Annotated in this window: 19 protein-coding genes and 1 riboswitch; of the genes, 6 read left to right on the plus strand and 13 right to left on the minus strand. The window is 65.8% G+C overall.

Going from position 1 to position 22,632, the window contains the following annotated elements; all coding sequences use genetic code 11:
* Positions 1–105 precede the first annotated feature (105 nt).
* Positions 106–708 (minus strand): 2-hydroxychromene-2-carboxylate isomerase, encoded by a 603-nt coding sequence (locus HZF03_RS00125; RefSeq protein ID WP_119019152.1) that lies wholly within the window; start codon positions 706–708, stop codon positions 106–108.
* A 215-nt stretch (positions 709–923) separates the two neighbouring features.
* On the opposite strand from HZF03_RS00125, the gene HZF03_RS00130 reads away from it, so the two are divergent.
* Positions 924–1,592, plus strand: a complete 669-nt coding sequence (locus HZF03_RS00130; protein WP_119019151.1) for a glutathione S-transferase — start codon at positions 924–926, stop codon at positions 1,590–1,592.
* Positions 1,593–1,820: 228 nt separating this feature from the next.
* Here HZF03_RS00130 and HZF03_RS00135 read toward each other — a convergent pair whose 3' ends face one another.
* Both HZF03_RS00135 and ggt read right to left on the minus strand, forming a co-directional pair.
* Entirely contained in the window at positions 1,821–2,696 is an 876-nt protein-coding gene (locus HZF03_RS00135; RefSeq protein WP_119019150.1) for an SDR family oxidoreductase, read from the minus strand.
* A 272-nt stretch (positions 2,697–2,968) separates the two neighbouring features.
* The gene (gene ggt, locus HZF03_RS00140) at positions 2,969–4,702 is read right to left on the minus strand and encodes a gamma-glutamyltransferase (protein WP_119019149.1); all 1,734 of its coding nucleotides are present in this window, start codon (positions 4,700–4,702) and stop codon (positions 2,969–2,971) included.
* Between the two features lie 105 nt (positions 4,703–4,807).
* On the opposite strand from ggt, the gene HZF03_RS00145 reads away from it, so the two are divergent.
* Both HZF03_RS00145 and HZF03_RS00150 read left to right on the plus strand, forming a co-directional pair.
* Positions 4,808–6,205: an MFS transporter gene (locus tag HZF03_RS00145; protein WP_012493873.1), complete on the plus strand. Its 1,398-nt coding sequence runs from the start codon at positions 4,808–4,810 to the stop codon at positions 6,203–6,205.
* 214 nt (positions 6,206–6,419) lie between these two features.
* The gene (locus HZF03_RS00150) at positions 6,420–7,514 is read left to right on the plus strand and encodes a 3-deoxy-7-phosphoheptulonate synthase (protein WP_119019148.1); all 1,095 of its coding nucleotides are present in this window, start codon (positions 6,420–6,422) and stop codon (positions 7,512–7,514) included.
* Between the two features lie 57 nt (positions 7,515–7,571).
* On the opposite strand, the gene purH is transcribed toward HZF03_RS00150, so the two are convergent.
* The 3 genes from purH to HZF03_RS00165 form a co-directional block, all read right to left on the minus strand.
* Positions 7,572–9,164, minus strand: a complete 1,593-nt coding sequence (gene purH / locus HZF03_RS00155) for a bifunctional phosphoribosylaminoimidazolecarboxamide formyltransferase/IMP cyclohydrolase (protein WP_119019147.1) — start codon at positions 9,162–9,164, stop codon at positions 7,572–7,574.
* Positions 9,165–9,189: 25 nt separating this feature from the next.
* Positions 9,190–9,272, minus strand: a riboswitch (ZMP/ZTP riboswitch).
* Positions 9,273–9,349: 77 nt separating this feature from the next.
* Positions 9,350–11,065: a heparinase II/III family protein gene (locus tag HZF03_RS00160; protein ID WP_165858150.1), complete on the minus strand. Its 1,716-nt coding sequence runs from the start codon at positions 11,063–11,065 to the stop codon at positions 9,350–9,352.
* A gap of 337 nt (positions 11,066–11,402) precedes the next feature.
* Positions 11,403–12,755, minus strand: coding sequence for an RsmB/NOP family class I SAM-dependent RNA methyltransferase (locus HZF03_RS00165; RefSeq protein ID WP_119019145.1), 1,353 nt, complete (start codon positions 12,753–12,755; stop codon positions 11,403–11,405).
* 152 nt (positions 12,756–12,907) lie between these two features.
* On the opposite strand from HZF03_RS00165, the gene HZF03_RS00170 reads away from it, so the two are divergent.
* Together HZF03_RS00170 and HZF03_RS00175 are read left to right on the plus strand one after the other, a co-directional pair.
* Positions 12,908–13,126, plus strand: coding sequence for a DUF1674 domain-containing protein (locus HZF03_RS00170; RefSeq protein WP_011155602.1), 219 nt, complete (start codon positions 12,908–12,910; stop codon positions 13,124–13,126).
* An 84-nt stretch (positions 13,127–13,210) separates the two neighbouring features.
* Positions 13,211–13,786, plus strand: coding sequence for a thermonuclease family protein (locus HZF03_RS00175; RefSeq protein ID WP_119019144.1), 576 nt, complete (start codon positions 13,211–13,213; stop codon positions 13,784–13,786).
* A 3-nt stretch (positions 13,787–13,789) separates the two neighbouring features.
* Here HZF03_RS00175 and HZF03_RS00180 read toward each other — a convergent pair whose 3' ends face one another.
* Complete coding sequence (locus HZF03_RS00180; RefSeq protein ID WP_119019143.1) at positions 13,790–14,674, minus strand: YiiX/YebB-like N1pC/P60 family cysteine hydrolase; 885 nt, start codon at positions 14,672–14,674, stop codon at positions 13,790–13,792.
* 347 nt (positions 14,675–15,021) lie between these two features.
* Between HZF03_RS00180 and HZF03_RS00185 the strand changes: the two genes are divergently transcribed.
* On the plus strand, positions 15,022–16,479 hold the full coding sequence (locus HZF03_RS00185) for a flavin monoamine oxidase family protein (RefSeq protein WP_119019142.1): 1,458 nt from the start codon (positions 15,022–15,024) through the stop codon (positions 16,477–16,479).
* A 6-nt stretch (positions 16,480–16,485) separates the two neighbouring features.
* Here HZF03_RS00185 and pheT read toward each other — a convergent pair whose 3' ends face one another.
* The 6 genes from pheT to infC all read right to left on the minus strand — a co-directional run bounded on the left by pheT (position 16,486) and on the right by infC (position 22,494).
* On the minus strand, positions 16,486–18,897 hold the full coding sequence (gene pheT, locus HZF03_RS00190) for a phenylalanine--tRNA ligase subunit beta (protein ID WP_012493881.1): 2,412 nt from the start codon (positions 18,895–18,897) through the stop codon (positions 16,486–16,488).
* A 144-nt stretch (positions 18,898–19,041) separates the two neighbouring features.
* A complete protein-coding gene (locus tag HZF03_RS00195) occupies positions 19,042–19,521 on the minus strand; it encodes an endonuclease domain-containing protein (protein ID WP_179906232.1) in 480 nt (159 codons plus the stop codon).
* Between the two features lie 230 nt (positions 19,522–19,751).
* Positions 19,752–20,834 carry a phenylalanine--tRNA ligase subunit alpha gene (pheS, locus tag HZF03_RS00200; protein ID WP_011155608.1) on the minus strand — a complete coding sequence of 361 codons (1,083 nt, stop codon included), beginning with the start codon at positions 20,832–20,834 and terminating at the stop codon, positions 19,752–19,754.
* A gap of 143 nt (positions 20,835–20,977) precedes the next feature.
* Positions 20,978–21,337, minus strand: coding sequence for a 50S ribosomal protein L20 (gene rplT, locus HZF03_RS00205; protein WP_011155609.1), 360 nt, complete (start codon positions 21,335–21,337; stop codon positions 20,978–20,980).
* A gap of 83 nt (positions 21,338–21,420) precedes the next feature.
* Positions 21,421–21,621 (minus strand): 50S ribosomal protein L35, encoded by a 201-nt coding sequence (rpmI, locus tag HZF03_RS00210; protein ID WP_011155610.1) that lies wholly within the window; start codon positions 21,619–21,621, stop codon positions 21,421–21,423.
* A 333-nt stretch (positions 21,622–21,954) separates the two neighbouring features.
* Positions 21,955–22,494 (minus strand): translation initiation factor IF-3, encoded by a 540-nt coding sequence (infC, locus tag HZF03_RS00215; RefSeq protein WP_085977317.1) that lies wholly within the window; start codon positions 22,492–22,494, stop codon positions 21,955–21,957.
* Between the last annotated feature and the right edge of the window lie 138 nt (positions 22,495–22,632).

Genomic DNA, 22,632 nt, shown 5'->3' on the forward strand with positions numbered 1-22,632 from the left:
GGCCTCGTCATTGCGAGCGAAGCAAAGCAATCCACGTTTTCAGAACGGCGCGACTGGACTGCTTCGTCGCTCCGCTCTTCGCCAGGACGATGTCGCAGGCAACGCTCAGCCGTACAGCTCTTCGACATCGCGGAGCTGTTCTTTGCCGAAGAACATCTCCTTGCCGACAAAGAAGGTCGGCGAGCCGAACGCGCCGCGCTGCACGGCGTCTTCAGTGTTGGCGATGAGCTTCGCCTTCACCTCCGGCTCCTGAGCGCGGGTCAGCAGGCCCTTGCCGTCGAGCCCGGAGGACGAGAGCGCCGCCGCTGCGACTTCGAGATCGTCCATCTTCTTCGGCTCCACCCACATATGGTGGAACGCGGCCTCGACGTATTGGTCGAACACGCCGTCGAGCTGCGCCGCAACCGCGGCGCGCATCAGGTTGAGCGTGTTGACCGGGAAATGCGGATTCCAGACATACGGCTTCACCGCGTAGCGCTTGAGGAAGCGCTCGGTTTCCAACGCGTGGAATTCGCGCTTGTTCTTGATTCCGGCCAGCGTTTCCGCCGGGGACTTGTTGTTGGTCGCCTTGAAGATACCGCCGAGCAGCACCGGCACGTAGTCGAACTTGACGCCGATCCGCCGCTCGATCGCCGGGATCGCCTCGTGGGCCAGGAAGGCGTTGGGACTGCCGAAGTCAAACAGGAATTGCGGTGGGGGCTGGGTCATGATCTCCTCCGGCAGCGGCGAGGTCGCCTTATATGATTGTCGTCATCCCATACCGACCGTAGCGCGTCCGCCGCGGCCGATCAACCGGGTCGCGGTCCAGGTTCGCGACCTTCGGAACTGTGATGTCCCGCGCCGCGGAAACTCTGCTAAGGCGGTGCGCGTTCTCACGGCTGGTGCCGCTTCAATCACTGACAGACATCCGGGATCTTCGCGACATGCTGACCGTCCATCATCTCAACAACTCCCGCTCGCAACGCGTGCTGTGGCTCCTGGAGGAGCTCGACACCCCTTACGAAATCAAGCGCTATCAACGTCAGCCGGACATGATGGCGCCGAAGGAGCTGCGCGCCGTTCATCCGCTCGGCAAGTCCCCGGTGATCACCGACAACGGCAACACCATCGCCGAGTCCGGCGCCATCATCGAATACATCGTCGGCACCTATGGGAACGGCCGGTTGATCCCGCCGCCGAACACGCCAGAGCGGCTGCGCTACACCTACTGGCTGCACTACGCCGAGGGTTCGGCGATGCCACCGCTGCTGCTGAAATTGCTGTTTTCGATGATGCCGCAACGCGCACCTGCGCTGGTGCGGCCGCTGGTCAAGTTGGTCGCCTCCGGCGCGCTGACCGGCTTCGTCGATCCGCAGCTCAAGCTGCACATGGATTATTGGGAGAGCGAACTCGGCAAGGCTGCGTATTTCGCTGGCGACGAGTTCACCGCCGCCGATATCCAGATGAGCTTTCCGCTGGAAGCCGCCGCCTCACGCGGCGGCCTCGATCAGCGTTACCCGAAGGCGCAGGTGTGGCTCGAACGCATCCACGCCCGCCCTGCCTACAACCGCGCGCTGGAAAAAGGCGGACCGTACGAAATCGGCAAGGCGTAAGTAACAGCTTCGATGAGAGCAACGACCGGCGCGCCAAGCACGACAGCTCCCTCTCCCGCCTGCGGGAGAGGGAGGGGGTGAGGGCGCCCCAGACACAGCGCCTGCCGCACCTCTCTTCATCGACATCGAGAGGTCGTCGTCCGCGTCGCCCTCTCCCCAACCCTCTCCCGCAGGCGGGAGAGGGAGCGCGCTGTGCTTGGCGAGAGTGAAGCTGCCTACGGCAGGCGCCTATCCCATCGGCAGCGGCGTCACCTTGACGCCGGGCGGGGGAACGTCGTCGTCGGGGACGAAAAAGTCCGACATCAGCGGCACGCTCGGATCAACGCGATATGGCTCGAGGTCGCGAACGCCGGCTTCATACAAGACGCTGTCGTCGATGCAGAACTGGCCGGTGAATTCACGCGAGGGCCTGGTCAGGATCGCATGGGCGGCGTCACCCATGATCTCCGGCGTGCGGCTCGCGCGGATCATTGCGTCGCCGCCGAGCAGATTGCCGACCGCGGCGGTCGCGATCGTGGTGCGGGGCCACAGCGCATTCACCGCAACACCGGCGTGCTTCAGTTCGCCCGAGAGACCGAGCGCCACCATGCTCATGCCGAACTTCGCCATGGTGTAGGCGGTCGAAGCAGCGAACCACTTCGCCTTCATGTCGAGCGGCGGCGACAGCATCAGGATGTGCGGATTGGCCGCCTTCTTCAGGTGCGGGATGCAATATTTCGACACCATGAAGGTCCCGCGGGTGTTGATGCCCATCATCAGGTCGTAGCGCTTCATGTCGGTCGCCTGCGAATTCGTCAGGCTGATCGCGCTGGCGTTGTTGACGCAGATGTCGATGCCGCCGAACTCCGCGACCGTCTTGCCGATCGCGTCGATCACCTGCGCCTCGTCGCGGATGTCGCAGACCAGCGGCAGCGCCTTGCCGCCCGCCGCGACGATCTCCTCGGCCGCCGTGTAGATGGTGCCCTTCAGCTTCGGATGCGGCTCGGTGGTCTTGGCGGCGATCGCCACATTGGCTCCATCCCGCGCCGCCCGCAGGGCGATCGCGAGCCCGATTCCCCGGCTCGCCCCGGTGATGAACAGCGTCTTGCCTTGCAGTGATGCCATCTGATGCCCTCTCCCTGACGCGAACCCGATCGCCATCCCGCGAGGGTAGCTCCGGTTCTGTGAAAGTCGAAATCATCGGAAGGCTAGCCAACGCGACCGGCATTCGCTTGCGGCGAGAGGTTGCGGCTGTTGGACGTCATGCGCGGGCTTGACCCGCCTGCGGGGCCGAAGCCCCTTCGGCGCGGCGAAGGCCCGCGCATCCATCATCTTCGGAAAGGCCCATGCTTCAAAGTCGATGGGTTGCCGGTCAAGCCCGGCAACGACGCCAGGTATCAATTCCCCGCCGCCGTCGCGCCCCGCGTGCGGGGATCGGGGGCGCCATGGAAGCCGTCAGCGTCGATCAGGATAGAATTCGCCGAGGTCTGGCCGAGCGGGGTGACGATGCGGTGGCCCATCGCGCGGAGCGTGTCCAAGGTCGCTTCGGGAAATCCGCCTTCGACCCGTACCTCGTCCGGCAGCCATTGATGATGCAGCCGCGGCGCCGCCACGGCGTCCGCGACGTTCATCCGGTAATCAATCACATTGGCGATCACCTGCAGCACTGCGGAAATGATGCGGCTGCCGCCGGGCGAGCCGGTGACGAGCACCGGTTTGCCGTCCTTCAGCAGAATCGTCGGCGACATCGATGACAGCGGCCGTTTGCCGGGCGCCGGCAGATTGGCGGCGAAGCCGACCAGGCCGTAGGCGTTGGAGGCACCGGGAGCCGCTGTGAAATCGTCGAGTTCGTTGTTGAGCAGCACGCCGGTGCCATCCGCTACCAGTCCGACGCCGTAAGAGAAGTTGAGCGTGTAGGTGTTGCTGACCGCATTGCCCTCGGCATCGGCGACCGAGAAGTGCGTGGTGTTCTGGCCTTCGCGCGGCTGCGGCAGCGGCTCAGCGACCGGAGTGGCGCGCTGCGGATCGATGCCGGCCCGCAGGCTCGCTGCGTAGTCCTTCGACAGCAGCTTTGTCACCGGCGCCTCGCTGAAGGCAGGATCGCCGAGATAGCGGGCGCGATCCGCATAGGCGCGCTTCATCGCTTCGATCAGCAGATGCAGCGACGGCGGCGTGCCCTGCCCGAGGTCGCGCATCGCATAGCCTTCGAGGATGTTCAGGCTTTCGATCAGCACGACGCCGCCGGACGACGGCTGCGGCATCGCCACGATATCGTAGCCGCGATAGTTACCGCGTAGCGGCGATCGCAGCATTGGCTGATAGCCGGCGAGATCCTCGGGCGTGATCAACCCGCCGGCGTCGCGAATGCCGCGTGACAACTTCTCGGCGATCGGGCCGCGGTAGAAACCGTCCGGCCCCTGCTTGGCGATGGCTTCGAGCGTCGCCGCCAGATCGGGCTGCACCAGCCTGTCGCCGGCCTGCAGCGGCGAGCCGTCGGGACGAGCGAACACCTTGCGGGTGGAAGGCCAGCGCGACAGCCAGGCGTGCCAATCCGGTAGCGTGTCGGCGGTGTCGTCGGCGACGGTGATCCCATCGCGGGCGAGTGCGATCGCCGGCGCGATCACATCCGCTAGCTTGAACTTGCCGGAGCCGTATTTCTCGAGCGCCAGCGCCAATCCAGCCACAGTGCCGGGCACACCGATGCCGAGCGCGGATTTGCGCGATTTGTCCGGGTCGGGTTTGCCGTCGGTCAGAAACATGTCCTGAGTGGCGGCCTGCGGCGCGGTTTCGCGATAGTCGATCGCCACATCCTCATTCTTTGTCGCGGAATGGATCACCATGAAGCCGCCGCCGCCGAGATTGCCGGCACGCGGATAGGTGACCGCCATGGCGAAGCCGGTCGCCACCGCGGCATCGATCGCATTGCCGCCGCGGGACAGGAAGCCGGCGCCGATTTTCGCAGCCAACCGTTCCTGCGCCACTACCATGCCGTGTTTGGCGACCACCGCTTGGGTCGGCCCGCGCGCCATGCCGCTGCGCATATCCTGCGCCGGCGCGGCGAGCGGGATCACCACCAGCACCAGCGCGGCCAGCGTCATCAAAATGCGTTGCGGGACGCGCAGTGTGATCATCAAGCGGCTCCGATTTCTGCGGCGCAGGCTGCCACGCGCCGGACGAATCCTATAGGCAATCGAAGCCGCGGGGCAAAACGCGGTCCGGCCGGCGGAAGGAACAAGATGTCGTCATCGCTTGCGGAAGGCATCGCGCAAACTCGTGAACCGATCCGCTATCCGCCACAGAGCGCCGTCGTCGGTTGGATCTTGTTCGACTGGGCGGCGCAACCTTACTTCACGCTGATCACCACCTTCATTTTCGCGCCCTATTTCGCCACCTACGTGGCCCCCGATCCGGCAACCGGCCAATCGCTATGGGGGTTCGCCACCGCGGCAAGCGGTTTCGTCATCGCTTTGGCGTCGCCGGTGCTCGGCGCGATCGCCGATGCCAGCGGTCGCCGCAAGCCGTGGATCGCGCTGTTCGGCGGCATGCTGGTGATCGGATCGATGCTGATGTGGTTCGGCAAGCCAGGCGAACCGAATACGATTCTCCCCCTGCTGATCGCCTACGCACTCGCCACCATCGGGGTTGAGTTCGCCACCGTGTTCAACAACGCCATGATGCCCAACTTGGTGCCGCCGGAGAAGATCGGCCGCCTATCGGGCACCGGCTGGGCGACCGGCTATGTCGGCGGCATCCTGTCGTTGATCCTGGTCCTCGGCTTCCTCGCCGCCAGCCCGGAGACCGGCAAGACGCTGCTCGGCATCACGCCGTGGTTCGGACTCGACCCGGCGCTGCATGAAGGCGACCGCATCAGCGGCCCGCTCACCGGGATGTGGTTCGTGGTGTTCGTGCTGCCGATGTTTCTGCTGACACCGGATTTCCCCGCCAAGCTCGCGCCGCGCGCCGCGATCCGCGAGGGCCTGCGAGAACTCGGCGAGACGCTGCGCGACCTACCGCGGCGGCGTTCGCTGGCGATCTTCCTACTCGCCAACATGATCTACACTGACGGCTTGGTGTCGCTGTTCGCATTCGGCGGCATCTACGCCACCGGCACCTTCGGCTGGAGCACGATCCAGATCGGCACCTTCGGCGTCATCCTGGCGATCGCCGCCACCATCGGCGCCTTCACCGGCGGACGCCTCGACGATGCATTCGGCTCCAAACGAGTGATCACCGGCTCACTGCTGCTCCTGCTGGTCGCGATCGCCGGCATCCTGCTGATCGATCCGAGCCACGTGCTGCTGATCGAGGTGACGCCGCCGCAACCGGGCGCAGCGCTGTTCGCATCACCTGCAGAACGCGCCTACCTGCTGCTCGGCTGCCTGATCGGCATCGCCGGGGGCCCGCTGCAGGCCGCATCGCGCACGCTGCTGATCAGGATCGCCCCACGGGACCGGATCGCGCAGTATTTTGGCTTGTTCGCCCTCACCGGGAAGGTCACCTCATTCATCGGTCCGCTGCTGATCGCGAGTGTCACGGCGTTGGCGAGCAGCCAGAAGGCCGGTATGGCCGTGCTGGTGCTGTTCTTCGTCGCCGGATTGGCGCTGCTGACCCAGGTCCGGCGCTCGGCGGACTGATCGCGCCGGTGCGTGGACAAACACGCCGACCTGGTCTATAGGAGCGGGCATGATCCACCTGACCGCCTCGTACTGGTACTTTTATTTTAGCAGCTCGCTGGCGGCGGGAGGATTTCGCGCGATCTGACGATTGCAGCATCAAAATCCGAAAAGCCGCCAGACCTGGCGGCTTTTTCGTTTGAGCCGGCAGGTCTCCTGACAAGGAGCAACTGCCGTGTTGACCACCACAGACGACCTTCGCCTTCAGAAAATCACCGAGCTGAGTACGCCTGCTGAGGTGATGGGCGAGATTCCGCGCACACTGACCGCAACGCGTACCGTTGCGGCGAGCCGCAGCGCGATTCATGCCATCCTGACCGGAGCCGACGACCGGCTCCTCGTCGTTGTCGGCCCCTGTTCGATTCACGATCCGGCCGCGGCCATGGACTATGCCAGCCGTCTGGCGGCGCTGCGCGAGACCCTGGCCGACCGGCTCGAGATCGTGATGCGGGTGTATTTCGAAAAGCCGCGCACCACGGTGGGTTGGAAGGGACTGATCAACGACCCCGATCTCGATGGCAGCTTCCGGATCGACAAGGGGCTACGGCTGGCGCGTGAAGTGCTGTCGGCCGTAAACAATCTCGGCCTGCCAGCGGCGACCGAATTCCTCGATCTGATCACGCCGCAATACATCGCGGATCTCGTCGCCTGGGGCGCGATCGGCGCGCGCACCACCGAGAGCCAGATCCACCGCGAACTCGCGTCAGGCCTGTCATGCCCAATCGGCTTCAAGAATGGCACCGACGGCAACGTCCGGATCGCCGCGGAGGCGGTGAAGTCCGCGGCGCAGCCGCATCATTTCATGGCGGTGACCAAGGGCGGGCGCAATGCGATCGCGGCCACCACTGGTAACAGTGATTGCCACGTCATCCTGCGCGGCGGCGTCACACCGAACTACGATGCCGCAAGTGTGGAAGCCGCCGCAGCGGTACTCGGCAAGATCGGCCTGCCGCCGCGCCTGATGATCGACGCCAGCCACGCCAACAGCAGCAAGCAGCCGGACAACCAGCCGAAGGTAACGGCCGATATCGGGCGTCAGATGGCGGCTGGCGAGAGCCGCATCATCGGCGTGATGATCGAGAGCAATCTGGTCGCCGGTCGGCAGGATGTGGCGCCGGGTCGGCCGCTGCAATACGGCCAGAGCATCACCGACGGCTGTATCGACTGGGCGACGACCGAGACGGTGCTGCACGAGCTGGCCGATGCGGTCGAGAGCCGGCGAGCTGCGCAGCACGCCGCAAGCGCTCAGCAGAAAGGTGCTGCGGCGTGAAAAACGAAGCGGGACAGCAACGCGAACGGTCGCTGTCCCGCTATTCGTCGTCCTTTGTTAGTGTCGGAAGTGCCGGGTGCCGGTGAACACCATGGCGATGCCGGCGTCGTCCGCAGCCTTGATCACTTCGTCGTCGCGAACCGAGCCGCCGGGCTGGATCACTGCGGTGGCGCCGGCTTCGATACAGGCCAGCATGCCGTCGGCGAACGGGAAGAACGCGTCGGAGGCCACCACCGAGCCCTTGGTCATCGGCGCGGCGAGCTTCATCGCCTCGGCCGCATCCTGCGCCTTGCGGGCGGCGATGCGGGCGGAGTCGACGCGGCTCATCTGACCGGCACCGATACCGACAGTGGCGAGGTCCTTGGCATAGATGATGGTGTTGGACTTGACGTGCTTGCCGACGCGGAACGCGAACTTCAGGTCACGCAGCTCGGCTTCGGTCGGCTGCCGCTTGGTGACGACCTTCAGCGCCATGTCATCGACCACCGCATTGTCGCGGCTCTGCACCAGCAGGCCGCCGGCGACGGTCTTGTAGGTCAGGCCGTTGGCGCGCGGATCGGGCAGCGCGCCCGCCAGCAGCAGCCGCAGGTTCTTCTTCGCCGCGACGATCGCGATCGCTTCGTCGGTGGCGTCCGGCGCGATGATCACTTCGGTGAAGATCTCGGTGATGGCGCGCGCCGCTTCGGCGTCGAGCGTGCGGTTGAGCGCGACGATGCCTCCGAACGCCGAGACGGAGTCGCAAGCCAGCGCCTTCTTGTAGGCGTCGAGCAGGCTCGATCCCTCGGCGACGCCGCAAGGATTGGCGTGCTTGACAATGACGCAGGCCGCGGTACGCGCCGCGTCGAACTCGCCGACACACTCATAGGCGGCGTCGGTGTCGTTGATGTTGTTGTAGGACAGCTCCTTGCCCTGCACCTGGCGCGCGGTGGCGACGCCGGGGCGCTTCTCGGGCGTGGCGTAGAACGCTGCGGTCTGGTGCGGATTCTCGCCGTAGCGCAGCGATTGGATCAGCCGGCCGCCGATCGCGCGGAAATCCGGGGCGTCGGTCTTGAGCTGCAGCGCGAACCAGTTGGAGATCGCCGCATCATAAGCGGCCGTGCGCGCATAGGCCTTGGCAGCGAGGCGCTTGCGCAGCGGCAGCGTGGTGGCGCCAGAATTGGCGGCGAGTTCGTCGAGCACCGCCTGGTAATCGCTAGCCTCGACGACCACCGCGACGTCGTCGTGGTTCTTGGCCGCGGCGCGGATCATCGCCGGGCCGCCGATGTCGATGTTCTCGATGCAATCCTCGTAGGATGCGCCTTTATCGACGGTGGCTTCGAACGGATAGAGGTTCACCACCAGCAGGTCGATCTGCGGGATGCCGTGCGCGGCCATCGCCTGGGTGTGTTCGTCGTTGTCGCGAATCGCCAGCAGGCCGCCATGCACCTTCGGATGCAGCGTCTTGACCCGACCATCCATCATCTCAGGGAAACCGGTCAGCTCGGAGACGTCCTTGACCGGGAGTCCCGCGGCGGCGATCGCCTTGGCGGTGCCACCGGTCGAAACCAGTTCGACGCCATGGCCGGCGAGCGCACGGGCGAAATCGATCAGACCGGTCTTATCGGACACGGACAACAGGGCACGGGTGACGCGACGAGGATTCTGGGTCATGGGGCACGATCTTCTGTTGGAAGGAAAGCTATGCCCAGGCGCGCGGCAGATACGTCCCGCGCTTCCCGATGGTGCTCCATCCTAACGTCGCCAGTCGCGCGAGGCGTGGGTTCGGTAGCAGTTTTCACCGCTCTCGACAACGGCGACCAAGGTCGCCGAAGGCTTCATATTTCAGGGAATGCGCCTCAGAGCGGCAGTTCAGGCTCGTGGCGGGCGGCGCGGCGGGCACTGGTCGCCTGCGGCGACGCATTGGAGCGGATAAAGCTCCAGCGCAAGTTCGGCGCTTCGATCGAGTTCTGCCGGATCACGATCTGGGTCGAGCGCCGCGGCCCGTCATTGCCAGCCAGGAACACGGTCTCTTCAAGGTCGACCTTGTCGTCCGCCGCCTCGAAGGTCCAAACCTCGCGATTGGGCAGCACCAGCATCACGCCGCGGGCGTCGTGCAGACGGCTGGCCTTGACCAGCGGGTGCAGGTGGAAGCGCACGGCATAGTCGGCCTGCGCGGCGCGGTGTCGGCCGCCCTGCACCGGAGACAAGCTATCCTCACCGTCGACACGGCTGCCGTCGTGCTTCACCATGAGGACACGCCGATGCAGCACGCCGAATTTGTCGCGGTAGCCGTCGTGCGACGTCGTCAGCAGCACGCCGCCGGCAACTTCTTCACGGCGGTTTTCGACTTGACGCGGACCGCCGACCACCGGCGCGCCGTGCAGGAAGCGCTTCATCGCCGAACGCTCGACGAAGCTGCAGGACGATGTGTCGTGGCAGGTGACGGTGGAGTGCGCCACCGTCGAGCGGGCAAAGCCGCGCCAGCTCTCGCGATTGGTGGTCGGCATGCCGCTGTTGATCACGATCCGGCACGGGCCCGACGACAATTCGAACGACAGGCAACCGGCATGCGCCTCCTGGCTGACGTTGGCGGGCGGCGGCGTGCCGGCATCGACGATCACCAGCGTGGTGCCGGCGTCGATCCGCTGGTAGCCGGAATGCGGCATGCTGGCGAGCGGCGTGCCCTGGCTGTCGTCATAGGCCAGCAGCGTCGCGAGCAGATCGGACGGCGTCGCGCTCATGCCATTGAACAACGCGAAATTGCCGTCGCCGTGGCGGAAGAACCGCAGCATCGGCATCATCCGGTCGATCGCATTGAGGAGCGCCGGCGGCGGCGCGATGTTGCGGGCCGCGAAGGTCTGGCGGAGTGGCAACAGGTCGATCAACAATTCGATCAGCGCGCTCGGATTGCGCGAGATATGGCCGCCATCCGGGAGAATCTGGCGCTGCAGCTCGTCCGACAGCTTCTTGGTGGCGCCGCGGATCTGCCGCGCCTGGTTGGCGAGGCACAGCGACGCGTAGCACAGCGCGATCAGCACCTGCAGCCGCGGCACGCCGTCCTGCACATCGAGCAGCGCGTAGCGCAGCGCTCGGATTTCGCGGGTCAGGCCGCGCAAGTAACGACGATAGAACTTGCCATCGGTGTCGGACAGCACCAGCGGCGCCTGCGACAACAGCGAGATCACCCGTCGCGCCAGCACGTCCGGCCGCCGCCCGACCGGGCCGGTGCGCGACATGTTGCTGAGCCAGTCGTCGACCAGCGAACGGGCGTTGGCCCGAGTGATTGCGGTGTCGGCGGCGCGCAGATGGCGCAGCCAGCCGAAGCCGAGCAGCGCAGCTTCCCAGTCGTCGGAGGGCGGTTCGAGATCGAAGATCGAGCGGCCGTGACAGGTGACGATCTTACCTGCGAAGACAAAGCGGCCGGCATAGACTTCGGCGGCGCGGGTCGCATCCGCGGTACGCAGATCGTGCGGCGCGATGATCAGCCGATCGGTGCGGCCGGGCCACAGCCGGGTCACCGCCACCGAACCACCGGAGGCGCGCGCCATCACGGTCCGCGCGAAGCGGCCCATGATCAGCGCCGAAATTCCTCTGCGGGGGGTGGCCGACACCTGCGCTAGAGCCCCGGGTCGTTGGTAAGCATCACGTTGCTGCCCCCTACGGACGGCCGACGTCAGACCGCGCAAGACGTCGGACAATCGTCCAGTCCGGTACAGCTTCGACTGAAACGGCTCTGCAGACATGCGCGCAGCGGAGACGAAAGATTGTTCTGGACCAAAGCAACCTCAAGTTAACGAAAATTCGTTGCGAATCCTTTTAATCTGGAATTGGCGTTCACACACCCTGGCGATAGGCGAATGTGGACGGGCGCTGCTGCGCCACGCCCCACGGCCGATCAAACTTGAAGAATTACAACGACTTCACCAGCCGCGCGGCATAGAAGCCGTCGAGCCCGGCGAGCCGCGGATCGCTGTGCGGCAGATGGCACGGCAGGGTCCGCAGCGCACCATCTGCGGTGACGATCTCGGCGAGACCAGCGACTTCTGCCGGATCGATCGGCTGCCGGCGCATCGACGACTCGGCGTCGAGCAGCGCGGCGATCGCCTGCTCGCCCTCCTCGGGCTCGAGCGAACAGGTGCAATACACCAGCGTACCGCCAGGTCGCAGCAATGACGCCGCCTTCTTCAACAGCCGATTCTGAACCGCAGCGAGCGCGCCGATGTCGCTCTCCTGCTTCAGCCAGGCGACGTCGGGATGCCGCCGGATCGTGCCGGTCGAGGCGCAGGGCGCATCGATCAGCACCGCGTCGAACTCGGCGGTCGCATCGCCCCGCCATTCGGCCGCATCGGCGACGCCGGTTTCAACCTCGAGCGATAGCCGCGCCAGGTTTTCGCGCAATCGCGCGACTCTGGCCGGCGAACGGTCGATCGCCGTGACCCGGGCGCCGGCGGCGGCGAGCTGTGCAGTCTTGCCGCCAGGGGCCGCGCAAAGATCGGCAACACTCTTGCCGGCGATATTGCCGAACAGCCGTGCCGGCAGCGCGGCGGCCGCGTCCTGTACCCACCACTGGCCTTCATCAAAGCCCGGCAGCATCCGCACCGAGCCCTGCAGCAGCGTGCGCACGGTGCCGGTCGGCAGCACTTCGCCGTGCAGCCGCGCCGCCCAATGCGCCGGGTCGGATTTCACCGTGAGGTCGAGCGAGGGTTCGTGGCTGATCGCCTGCGCGATCGCACGCGCGATCTCGGCCCCGTAATGTTCGCTCCAGCGTGCCAGCAGCCATTGCGGCACGTCGGGCGTTCCGGCCGCCAGTTCCTCGACCAACGGCTGACCTTCCCGCGCACAGCGGCGCAGCACGGCGTTGACGAGACCGGCATATTTGGCAGCGCGACGGTCGGATTGCACCAGCCGCACCGACAGATCGACGGCGGCATGGTCCGGCACATCCATCCAGAGAATTTGCGCGGCGCCGATCAACAGCGCGCTCTTGGCGCGCGGCGCATCGGTCGGCACGCCGCGATCGAGCAGCTTGGCGAGCAGCCCTTCCAGCGTTCCGAGACGACGCAAAATCGTCGCGACCAGCCGGCGCATCAGCGCGCGGTCACGATCCGACAGTGTCTTCAGACCCGGATGCGCGGCCGGGCCTTCGAGCTGGTCGTCGAGCATGCGGCGCTTCTGCAGCACGCCGTCCAGAATGTCCGCGGCAATGCGGCGCGCAGCGAGGCCGGGCACCTCGGAAGCTTGGGCGAATCTTGGAGCAGGCATGGATTGAGGGTATCACAGCAGGAGGAGAGACGCCGCGCGAGGCCGCGCGCTGGTCTGCCGTGGATGGCATTCGAATATGCCAAATGTAAGAATCGCCGTAGCCCCTGCCGGTGATGACCTGCGCCCCGCGCGATGAAGAAAGGCGTCCGCCGATGACAAATCCCGATCCGAAGTCCGCCACCATGGATGCCGCCTCGCCGCGCAAGGATCTCCCAGAAGCGGCCAAGCGCGCCCTCGCCGAAGCCGAAGCCCGCCGGGTCGAAGCCGCCAAGCATGCCGAAGCGCGCGCCAAGGAAGTCCAGGGTCCAAAGGGTCCTGAGCCGACCCGCTATGGCGACTGGGAAGTCAAAGGCATCGCGTCGGATTTCTGAGCCTTGGCGGAGCGCCAAGCTCATCACAACCAGTGATTGCGCAGAATTATTGTGCCATTTGCCGACTCGGGCTATCGCACGAGTATGTCCCCATATCCGAGAACGAACCCGGTTCGGATTTCGCGGCTGCCCTGGCGCAGCCGACTATGGCCATGGGTGTTCGTGCTCGGCGTTGCGGCCGGCACCATGCTGCCTGCGCGGCATTGGCTGCTGCATCTGCCTTGGCTGCAGCCGCCGGCGTCGCAGGGAATAGATAACGACAGCGAAACGGTGTGGCGGCGCGCCGGCAATCCGACCACGCGGCACCCGGTCGACGTGCTGTACACCATCGACGGCGACACCTTCGATGCGCGGGTGCACCTATGGCCGGGCACGGACCTGCGCACGCGGGTGCGCCTGCGCGGCATTGATGCGCCAGAGCTGAAAGCGCAATGCGCCCGCGAATTGCGGATGGCCGAGGCCGCCGCAGACGAGCTGCGCCGGCTGCTCGCCGAGGGCGAGGTCGCGATCTACAACATCGGTCCCGACAAGTATCAGGGCCGCGTCGTGGCGGACGTTGCAACCAAACGCACCGCCAACGTGTCGAACGCACTGCTCGACGGCGGCTATGCCCGCGCCTATGGCGGCGGACATCGCGACGGCTGGTGCGGCGGGCGCTGAGGTTTAGGCGACTGCGCCGAGTTTGGGCGGCCCGGCAAGATCGAGAGCCGGATCGGCTTCGGCTGTCTGCGTTGCCAGCGACGGCGCACTTTCGGACCCCTCGATCTGCGACGCGAACGGGCTGTCACTCTCGACGACCGGCTTCGGTTTGTCGGCCCAATGCAGCGTCGTGTAGTCGAAGCCGTTGACGATGGTCGGCTTCACCACCTCGAAATACGGCGAGATGTCGAAGTCTCGCGGCATGTACAGCGTCGAATGCCGGATGTGCAGGATCTCGCGCCGCGCCGCGCGGCTGCCGGCCTTGGTGATCTTCGGCAGGATCGGATAGCGCACCGCCTCGAACGCCTGCGCGATCAGCGCCGAACAGATGATCTTGGTCGGATCGCCGGAGCCGAGCGCGATCATCCGTCGGCGCCAGCGCTGCGGCACCGGCAGCGGCACCAGATAGCGCATCAGGTCGATGATGTTCTTGGTGTCGTAGCCGAAGCCGATGCGATTGATCGCATAGCGGCACACCGTGTGGCGGTCTTCATAAGAAAGGCCGACCGGGCGACACACCCGCGTGTGGTAGGCAAGGTGCCGCGACAGTGGCGACGAACTCACCCCCTCGCCGATATTGGCCTCGACCAGCACGTGCGGCTCGCCGTCCGGCTCGGTGACACCGTCGATCGGGCCGACATACAGCGCGGCGTGCGACCAAGTCGATTGCGTCAGATACTTGATGATGCCGGCGATCCGGCTGTTGCCCTCGACCAGCAGGACGTCGCCGGGCTCCATGATGGTACGGAGATGGTCCGGATCGCTCGGGGTGAACGGCTCGTAGCCCGGCTCTTCCTTCTGCAAGTAGCTGGCGATCAACTTGCCGATAGTCTCGAGCACCACACCCATTGCCGCGCTCCTGCGGGATCATGCTGCGACATCGTCACATCGCGTTCGTGGATGATCGTCGAGCAAAGCCGTTGCAGTTTAGTTCATCTGATTCCTCGCGCAGTTACGCATCGTTCACCACGAACGGTTGCCGGCCGGAAGCGATTCCGGCAAGTTGACGAGGTTGGCCGGGCCGTGTCGCCTCGCCGAAACAGTCGGCGGACGACGCGAAACGCGACGGAGTTCAACACATTGGTCACAGTCGCGGGACGCCGTGCCGTCGCCCCACCGGATAGTCGCCGCGCCGGCCGCCATTGGCCGCGCCGGTCGATCGCCCCGGCCGCCTCCAAGCTTTCGGAAACCATGCCATGACGATTTCGCGACGCAGCCTGCTCGAGGGCTTGCTCGGCGCTACTGCCGGGCTTGCGTTGCTGCCCGTGTTGGGCGGGCGGGCGAACGCCGCTCTGCCGCGCGAGGCGGAGGTCGTGGTGGTCGGCGCCGGCGCCGCCGGGATCGCGGCGGCGCGGCGGATCGTGGCGGCCGGCCGCAAGGTAATCGTGGTCGAGGCCGCCTCGGAGATTGGGGGGCGCTGCGTCACCGATACCACCAGTTTCGCAGCGCCGTTCGACCGCGGCGCGCGCTGGCTGCACAACCCCGACAGCAACCCGCTGGTCCGGCTGGCGCGCAGCTCCGGCTTTGCGGTGACGCCTGTCGCCCCCGGCCAGAAGGTCAGGATCGGACGCCGCAACGCCCGTTCGCGCGAGACCGAGGATTTTCTGGCGGCCTTCGTCCGTGCCAGCCGCGCCATCAGCGATGCGTCACGCGGCAAGTCCGATATTTCCTGCGCGGCCGCGCTGCCGAACGATCTCGGTGATTGGGCGGCGACGATCGAATATGTGCTGGGCCCGGCGACGACCAGCAAGGACCTGCGCGCGCTGTCGGCGATGGACGCGGTGCGGACGCTGGACCGCACCGCGCTGCTCGGCTGCCCGCAAGGCGTCGGCAGTCTGCTGACCCAGCTCGCATCCTCGCTGCCGATTGCACTGTCGACCCCGGTGAAGCGGATCGTGTGGAGCGGGCGCGATCTCGCGGTCGAAACCACAGCCGGCCGGATCGGTGCGCGCGCCATCATCGTCACGGCGTCGACCAATGTGCTGACCTCGGGCAATCTGGGGTTCTCCCCCGAACTGCCGAAACGGCAGCTCGACGCCGCAGCACGGCTGAGCCTCGGCAGCATCGACCGCATCGCGCTGCAGTTCAAAGGTAACCCGCTCGGGCTATCGCGCGACGAGACCATCATCGAACGCGCCGACGACATCCGCACCGCGACGCTGGTGGGCAATATCGGCGGTACCTCGCTGTGCACGGTCGACGTCGCCGGCTCGTTCGGGCGCCAGCTCGCCGCGCAGGGCGAAGCCGCGATGCAGGATTTCGCGATCGAATGGCTGGGCAAGCTGTTTGGCAGCGACATCGCAGGCGCGGTCGAACGCAAGGCGGTGACGCGCTGGAACGAGATGCCTTACGTGCTGGGCGCGATGTCGGCGGCGGAGCCCGGCGGCCAGCCGTCGCGCAAGGTGCTGGGCGAGCCGCTCGGCAATCTGTTCTTTGCCGGTGAAGCGACCCACGAAACGCTGTTCGGCACGGTGCAGGGCGCCTGGGAATCCGGCGAACGCGCCGCCGACGCCGCGCTGAAGAAGATCGGCGCCGTCAAGGAGCCCGCGCCGGAGAAGCCCCTACGCAAACAGAAGCCGCGGCGCGAACCGCAGCGTCAGCGCGAGCAGCGCCCGCCCGCCACCGCGAGCGGCACGCCGTCGTGGTGGCGCTGAGCGGCCTCAGCCGCGCAGGCTGCCGCCGGTCTTCTTGGTGACTTCCGCCACGATCTTGGCCGCGACCGCTTCGATCTCCTGATCGGTCATGGTCTTGTCGCGCGGCTGCAGCGTCACGGCGATCGCCACCGACTTTTTGTCAGGATCGATGCCCTTGCCTTCATAGACGTCGAACACGCTGACCGAGGTGATCAGCTTCTTGTCGACGCCCTGCGCGGCGCGGACGATATCGGCAACCGCGACCTTGCGATCGACGATGAAGGCGAAGTCGCGCGACACCGGGTGGAACGCAGACAGTTCGAGCGCCGGCTTGGCGCGGGTCGGCCGCTGCTTCGGATCGGGGATCTTTTCCAAGATCACTTCGAACGCCACCAGCGGGCCATCCGCCCCGAGCTGTTCGAGCACCCGCGGATGCAGCTCGCCGAAATAGCCGAGCACGTTCTGCGGCCCGATCTGGATCGCGCCGGAGCGGCCCGGATGCAGCCAGGCCGGCAGCTTGTTGGTGGCAATCTGCAGCCCCGCCATCGGCGCACCGGCCGCAGCCAGCACCGCGAACGCATCGGCCTTGGCATCGAGCGCGGTCGCCTGCGCCGAGCCCGACCAATGCCGGCCGAGGCCCGCGGAGGACGCGACACCGCGGCGGACGCCGCTCGCAGCCATGAATTGATCCTGCGGCCGGTCGCCCTTGAACACCTGCCCGACTTCGAACAGCGACAGATCGGGCGAACCGCGATCGGCGTTGGCCTGTGCGGCGGCGATCAGGCCGGGCAGCAGGCTCGGCCGCATGTCGGACAGATCGGACGCGATCGGATTGGCGAGCGCCAGCTCCGGCTGGCCGCCGCCGAACGCTTCGGCGAACGGCTTGGAGATGAACGACCAGGTCACCGCCTCGGTCAGGCCGCGCGCCGCCAGCGCGCGCTTGGCGCGGCGGGTGCGATTCTGGATCTGGGTGAGTACCGGCTTGCGCGGGGCATCGCCGCGCTCGAACGGCGTCAGCGGCACCTTGTCGACGCCGACGATCCGGACGATTTCCTCGACGATATCGGCCTTGCCATGAACGTCGCTGCGCCACGACGGCACCGCGACCTTCACCACCGGCGCCTGCCCGACGACCGTGAAGCCGAGGTGATTGAGGATACGGCGGATCTCGGTGAGCGATACTTCGATGCCGGCCAGACGCTTCACCTCGGCGAGCGGGAAGTCGATGATCTTGTCGTCGGCGAACGGATTGCCGACCACCACCGCCTCCGACGGCGTGCCGCCGCAGAACTCCATCACCAGCTTGGTGGCAAGCTCGAGCCCAGGCAGCATGAAGGCTGGATCGACGCCGCGCTCGAAGCGGTAGCGCGCATCGGTGTTGATGCCGAGCTTGCGGCCCGACTGGGCGATGTTGATCTCGTTCCACAGCGCCGATTCGATCAGCACGTCGGTGGTCTCGGCCGAGCAGCCGGACAGCTCACCCCCCATGATGCCGGCGAGCGATTCGACGCCGTGATCGTCGGCGATCACGCAGACTGACGAATCCAGCGTGTAGGTGCGGCCGTCGAGCGCGAGCAGCGTCTCGCCGTCCTTGGCGCGGCGCACCACCAGATTGCCCTTCACCTTGGCGGCGTCGAACACGTGCAGCGGGCGCGAGCGATCGAATGTCAGGTAGTTGGTGATGTCGACCAACGCGTTGATCGGGCGCAGTCCGATCGCAGTCAGGCGCTTCTGCAGCCATTCCGGCGACGGGCCGTTCTTGACGCCCTTCACCAGCCGCAGCGCGAAGCCGGGGCACAGCGTGCTGTCTTCGACAGTGACACTGACCGGGCACGGGAATTCGCCCTTGATCGGCTTGATACCCGGGTCCTTGAACTTGCCCATGTCGGCGGCGGCGAGATCGCGCGCGATGCCGTGCACGCCGGCGCAGTCCTGCCGGTTCGGCGTCAGGTTGATGTCGAGCACCGGATCGCCGAGCCCGGCCCAGGCCGCATAGGCGGCACCGACCGGCGCATCGGCCGGCAGCTCGATGATGCCGTCGTGATCCTCGGAGATCTGCAATTCAGCGGCCGAGCACAGCATGCCGCGGCTCTCGACGCCGCGAATATTGCCGATGCCGAGCGTGAAGTCCTTGGCCGGAATATATGTGCCGGGCGGCGCGAACACCGTGACGAGGCCGGCGCGCGCATTCGGCGCGCCGCACACCACCTGCACCGGCGCAGCCCCGTCACCGACGTCGACCGTGCAGACCTGCAGCTTGTCGGCGTTGGGATGCTTGGCGGCCGTTAGCACCTTGGCGATGGTGAACGGCGCCAGCACCTTCGCCTTGTCCTCGATGCCCTCGACTTCGAGCCCGATCATGGTGAGCTTGTCGGCGAGCTTTTCCAGCGGCTCGTCGGTGTCGAGATGATCTTTCAGCCAGGAGAGGGTGAGTTTCATCGGTTGTTACTTCCGTCTGGCAGCGCGGAGAGACGCGCCGTGCTGAATCGTCGAAACGGTGCCCGCGTCGCCCTCACCCCACCCCTCTCCCGCTTGCGGGAGAGGGAGCAGGCCGTGCCGAATGGTGAGGCTACGCGAATGCATCTACTCATCGCCCTGGTCGTTCGCGGCACCCGCGTCAGAGCGAGGCTTCGCCGCGCGCTTGGCGCGCACCCTCTCCCGCTTGCGGGAGAGGGTTGGGGGGAGGGCCCTTGCCGCAAGCACATCCGCAATGCTCTGCAACACCCCTGCTCGATTAGTCATGACTTCATGATTGCTGAAGCGGATCACCCGAAACCCGCGGGCCTCGATCGCGGCCGTGCGCGCCGCATCGGAGCGTTCACCGTCATCGGGAAAATGCCGACCGCCATCGAGCTCGACCACCAGCTTTTTCGCGTGGCAGGCGAAGTCGGCGATGTACGGCCCGATCGGCACCTGTCGCTTGAACGAGACGCCATTGAGACGCTTGTCGCGCAGCTCGCCCCACATCAGCCGCTCGGCCTCGGTCGACTTCTTTCGCAGCTCGCGCGCATGCCGGCGCTGGCTCGGCGACACGTTCCAGGTCGGTTGCTTCGGATCGTCCATCGCAAGCTCCGTCCCCGCGTCGCCCTCACCCCAACCCTCTCCCGCAAGCGGGAGAGGGAGTTCGCCGTGCGGCGTTGCGAGGTCTTCAATCATCTCGACAACTAATCATCTTAATTACTGACGCCCGCGTTCAGGCAATGAGTTCCCGCAAGCCGCAGTCTGCCCCCTCTCCCGCTTGCGGGAGAGGGCTGGGGTGAGGGCACTTGCCCCACACACTGCGCCTGCAAGACTCACGAACTCAATCCGCCCGCCAGCGTCGGGATGTCGAGCGGCTTGAAGCCGTAGTGATTGAGCCAGCGCACGTCGGCTTCGAACAACTGCCGCAGATCGCTCATGCCGTATTTCAGCATCGCGATGCGATCGATGCCCATGCCCCAGGCGAAGCCCTGATACTCGTCCGGATCGAGCCCGCAGGCGGTGAGCACGTTGGGGTGCACCATGCCGCAGCCGAGAATCTCCAGCCAGTCCTCGCCTTCGCCGAACCTGATCTCGTCCTTGCCGCGGCGGCACTGGATATCGACTTCCAGCGACGGCTCGGTGAACGGGAAGAACGACGGCCGAAACCGCATGTTGACGTTGTCGACCTCGAAGAACGCCTTGCAGAACTCGTGCAGGATCCACTTCAGGTGGCCGAGGTGCGAGCCCTTGTCGATCACCAGCCCTTCGACCTGATGGAACATCGGCGTGTGGGTCTGGTCCGAGTCGCTGCGATAGGTGCGGCCGGGACAGATCACCCGGATCGGCGGCCGCTGCGACAGCATGGTTCGCACCTGCACCGGCGAGGTGTGGGTGCGGAGCAAGAGGCGCGAGCCGTCTTCCTTCGGGTTGAAATAGAAGGTGTCGTGCATCTCCCGGGCCGGGTGGCCTTCGGGGAAGTTGAGCTTGGTGAAGTTGTAGTCGTCGGTCTCGATGTCCGGACCTTCGGCGATCGAGAAGCCCATGTCGGCGAAGATCGCTGTGAGCTCGTCCCACACCTGGCTGAGCGGATGCAGCCGGCCCTGCTCGGCGGCGGGCTCGCGCATCGGCAAGGTGACGTCGATGGTTTCGGCGGCCAGCTTGGCGTCGAGTGCCGCGGCCTTCAGCACGTCGCGGCGGGCGGTCAGCGCGTCGGTCACCGCCTCCTTGGCGCGATTGATCGCCGCGCCCTCGGTCTTGCGCTGCTCGGGGTCCATCTTGCCGAGCGTGGCGAGCAGTGCCGAGATCGAGCCCTTCTTACCGAGCGCCCCGACACGGACCGCTTCCAGCGCGGCTTCATCGGCCGCTGCGGCGATGTCGGCGAGGATTTGGGATTGCAGGTTTTCGAGATTGGACATGAGCCGCCGTTCCCCTCAAGAAGTCATGCCCGGGCTTGACCCGGGCATCCATCGCTTCTCGAAAGATGGATCGCCGGGTCAAGCCCGGCGATGACGGTCAACCCGTTGAACGTCGGGGCCGCCGATGCGGCCTCGAATGAACCTTAGGCTGCGAGCGCAGCCTTGGCCTTCTCGGCGATCGCCTGGAACGCCGCCGGCTCGTTGATCGCAAGATCCGACAGCACCTTGCGATCGACGACGATGCCGGACTTCGACAGGCCGTTGATGAACACGCTGTAGGTCATGCCGAACGGACGCACCGCGGCATTGAGGCGCTGGATCCACAGCGCGCGGAACGTCCGCTTCTTGCGCTTGCGATCCCGGAACGCGTACTGGCCGGCCTTGTCGACCGCAGCCTTGGCGGTGCGGATCGTGTTCTTACGACGACCGCGATAACCCTTGGCGAGCTTGTAGACCTTCTTATGCTTGGCGTGAGCCGTCACACCGCGTTTAACGCGAGCCATGACTGATCTCCTTCATCTGAATTTGGTTTGGACGGCCGCGATGCGGCCCGATGAGGCTGCCGCGCAAGGCGCGGCGTGAACGGTCAGGCGTTCGGCAAGAAATACTTCTTGATGTTGTCGCCGTCGGTTTTGAAGATCGCGCGGGTGCCGCGAAGCTGACGGATCTGCTTCTTGGTACGCTTGATCATGCCGTGGCGCTTGCCACGCTGGGCGGACATCACCTTGCCGGTGGCGGTCACTTTGAAGCGCTTTTTGGCGCCCGATTTGGTCTTCAACTTGGGCATTTGGCTCTCCTTTGCCACGCGCGAAAAGCGCCCCGGGGGCGCTCTGCGGCGGCGGACATGCTCGTTAGAGCGTTGAAATTGCACGACCATTCTCAAGATCGAGGCAGGTCGGCAGGGCCATCGCCACGGCAGCCCTTGATCAGCCGGGCGATGAAGGCTGCGCTTATGGCAGAGCGGAGGCCGGTTGGCAACGTGTAAGGCGGAAGATCGAGCACCGCCGACGCGTCGTGCCAAACGACGGGCGAACCCAGCGGCCAAGAAAGCGCAAAGAAAAAGGCCCGTCAGATTGGCTGGCGGGCCTCGTTCGTTCTGAAATCGAAACCCGGACCGCCGTCAGCGCGGCGCCAGCACCATCACGACCTGACGGCCTTCGAAGCGGGGATCCTGCTCGACCTTGGCGATTTCGGCGACGTCGTTCTTCACCTTTTCGAGCAGCTTGGTGCCGATCTCCTGGTGAGCCATTTCGCGTCCCCGATAGCGCAAGGTGATCTTGACCTTGTCGCCTTCCTCGAAGAAGCGCTGCATCGCCTTCATCTTCACTTCGTAATCGTGGTCATCGATCATCGGGCGGAGTTTGATCTCCTTGATCTCGACGATCTTCTGCTTTTTGCGCGCCTCGGCGGCCTTCTTCTGCGCCGAATACTTGTACTTGCCGTAGTCCATGATCTTACAGACCGGCGGCGACGAGGTCGGCGAAATCTCCACCAGATCCATGCCTGCATCCATTGCCATTTTGATCGCGACAATGGTCTCGACCTTGCCCTGGTTCACACCGGTCTGGTCGATCAGTTGGATCTCGAAATTGCGGATTTCATCGTTGGTGCGCGGCCCGTCCTTGGCTACGGGGGGCGGCGCTCTGTTGGGACGGCGAATGGGTGCTTCTCCACACTTGTGAACGTTGACGGCGAACAATGGATCGCGTCAGAACGGCTGCTGATCGGATCCGCACTTCATATAGGTCGAAGCACGACCGGACGCAAAACCATCCCGCGCGTCGACACCAGGGTCAAT

Origin of the sequence: Rhodopseudomonas palustris, from assembly GCF_013415845.1 — a bacterium.
In the GTDB taxonomy this organism is placed as follows: domain Bacteria; phylum Pseudomonadota; class Alphaproteobacteria; order Rhizobiales; family Xanthobacteraceae; genus Rhodopseudomonas; species Rhodopseudomonas palustris_F.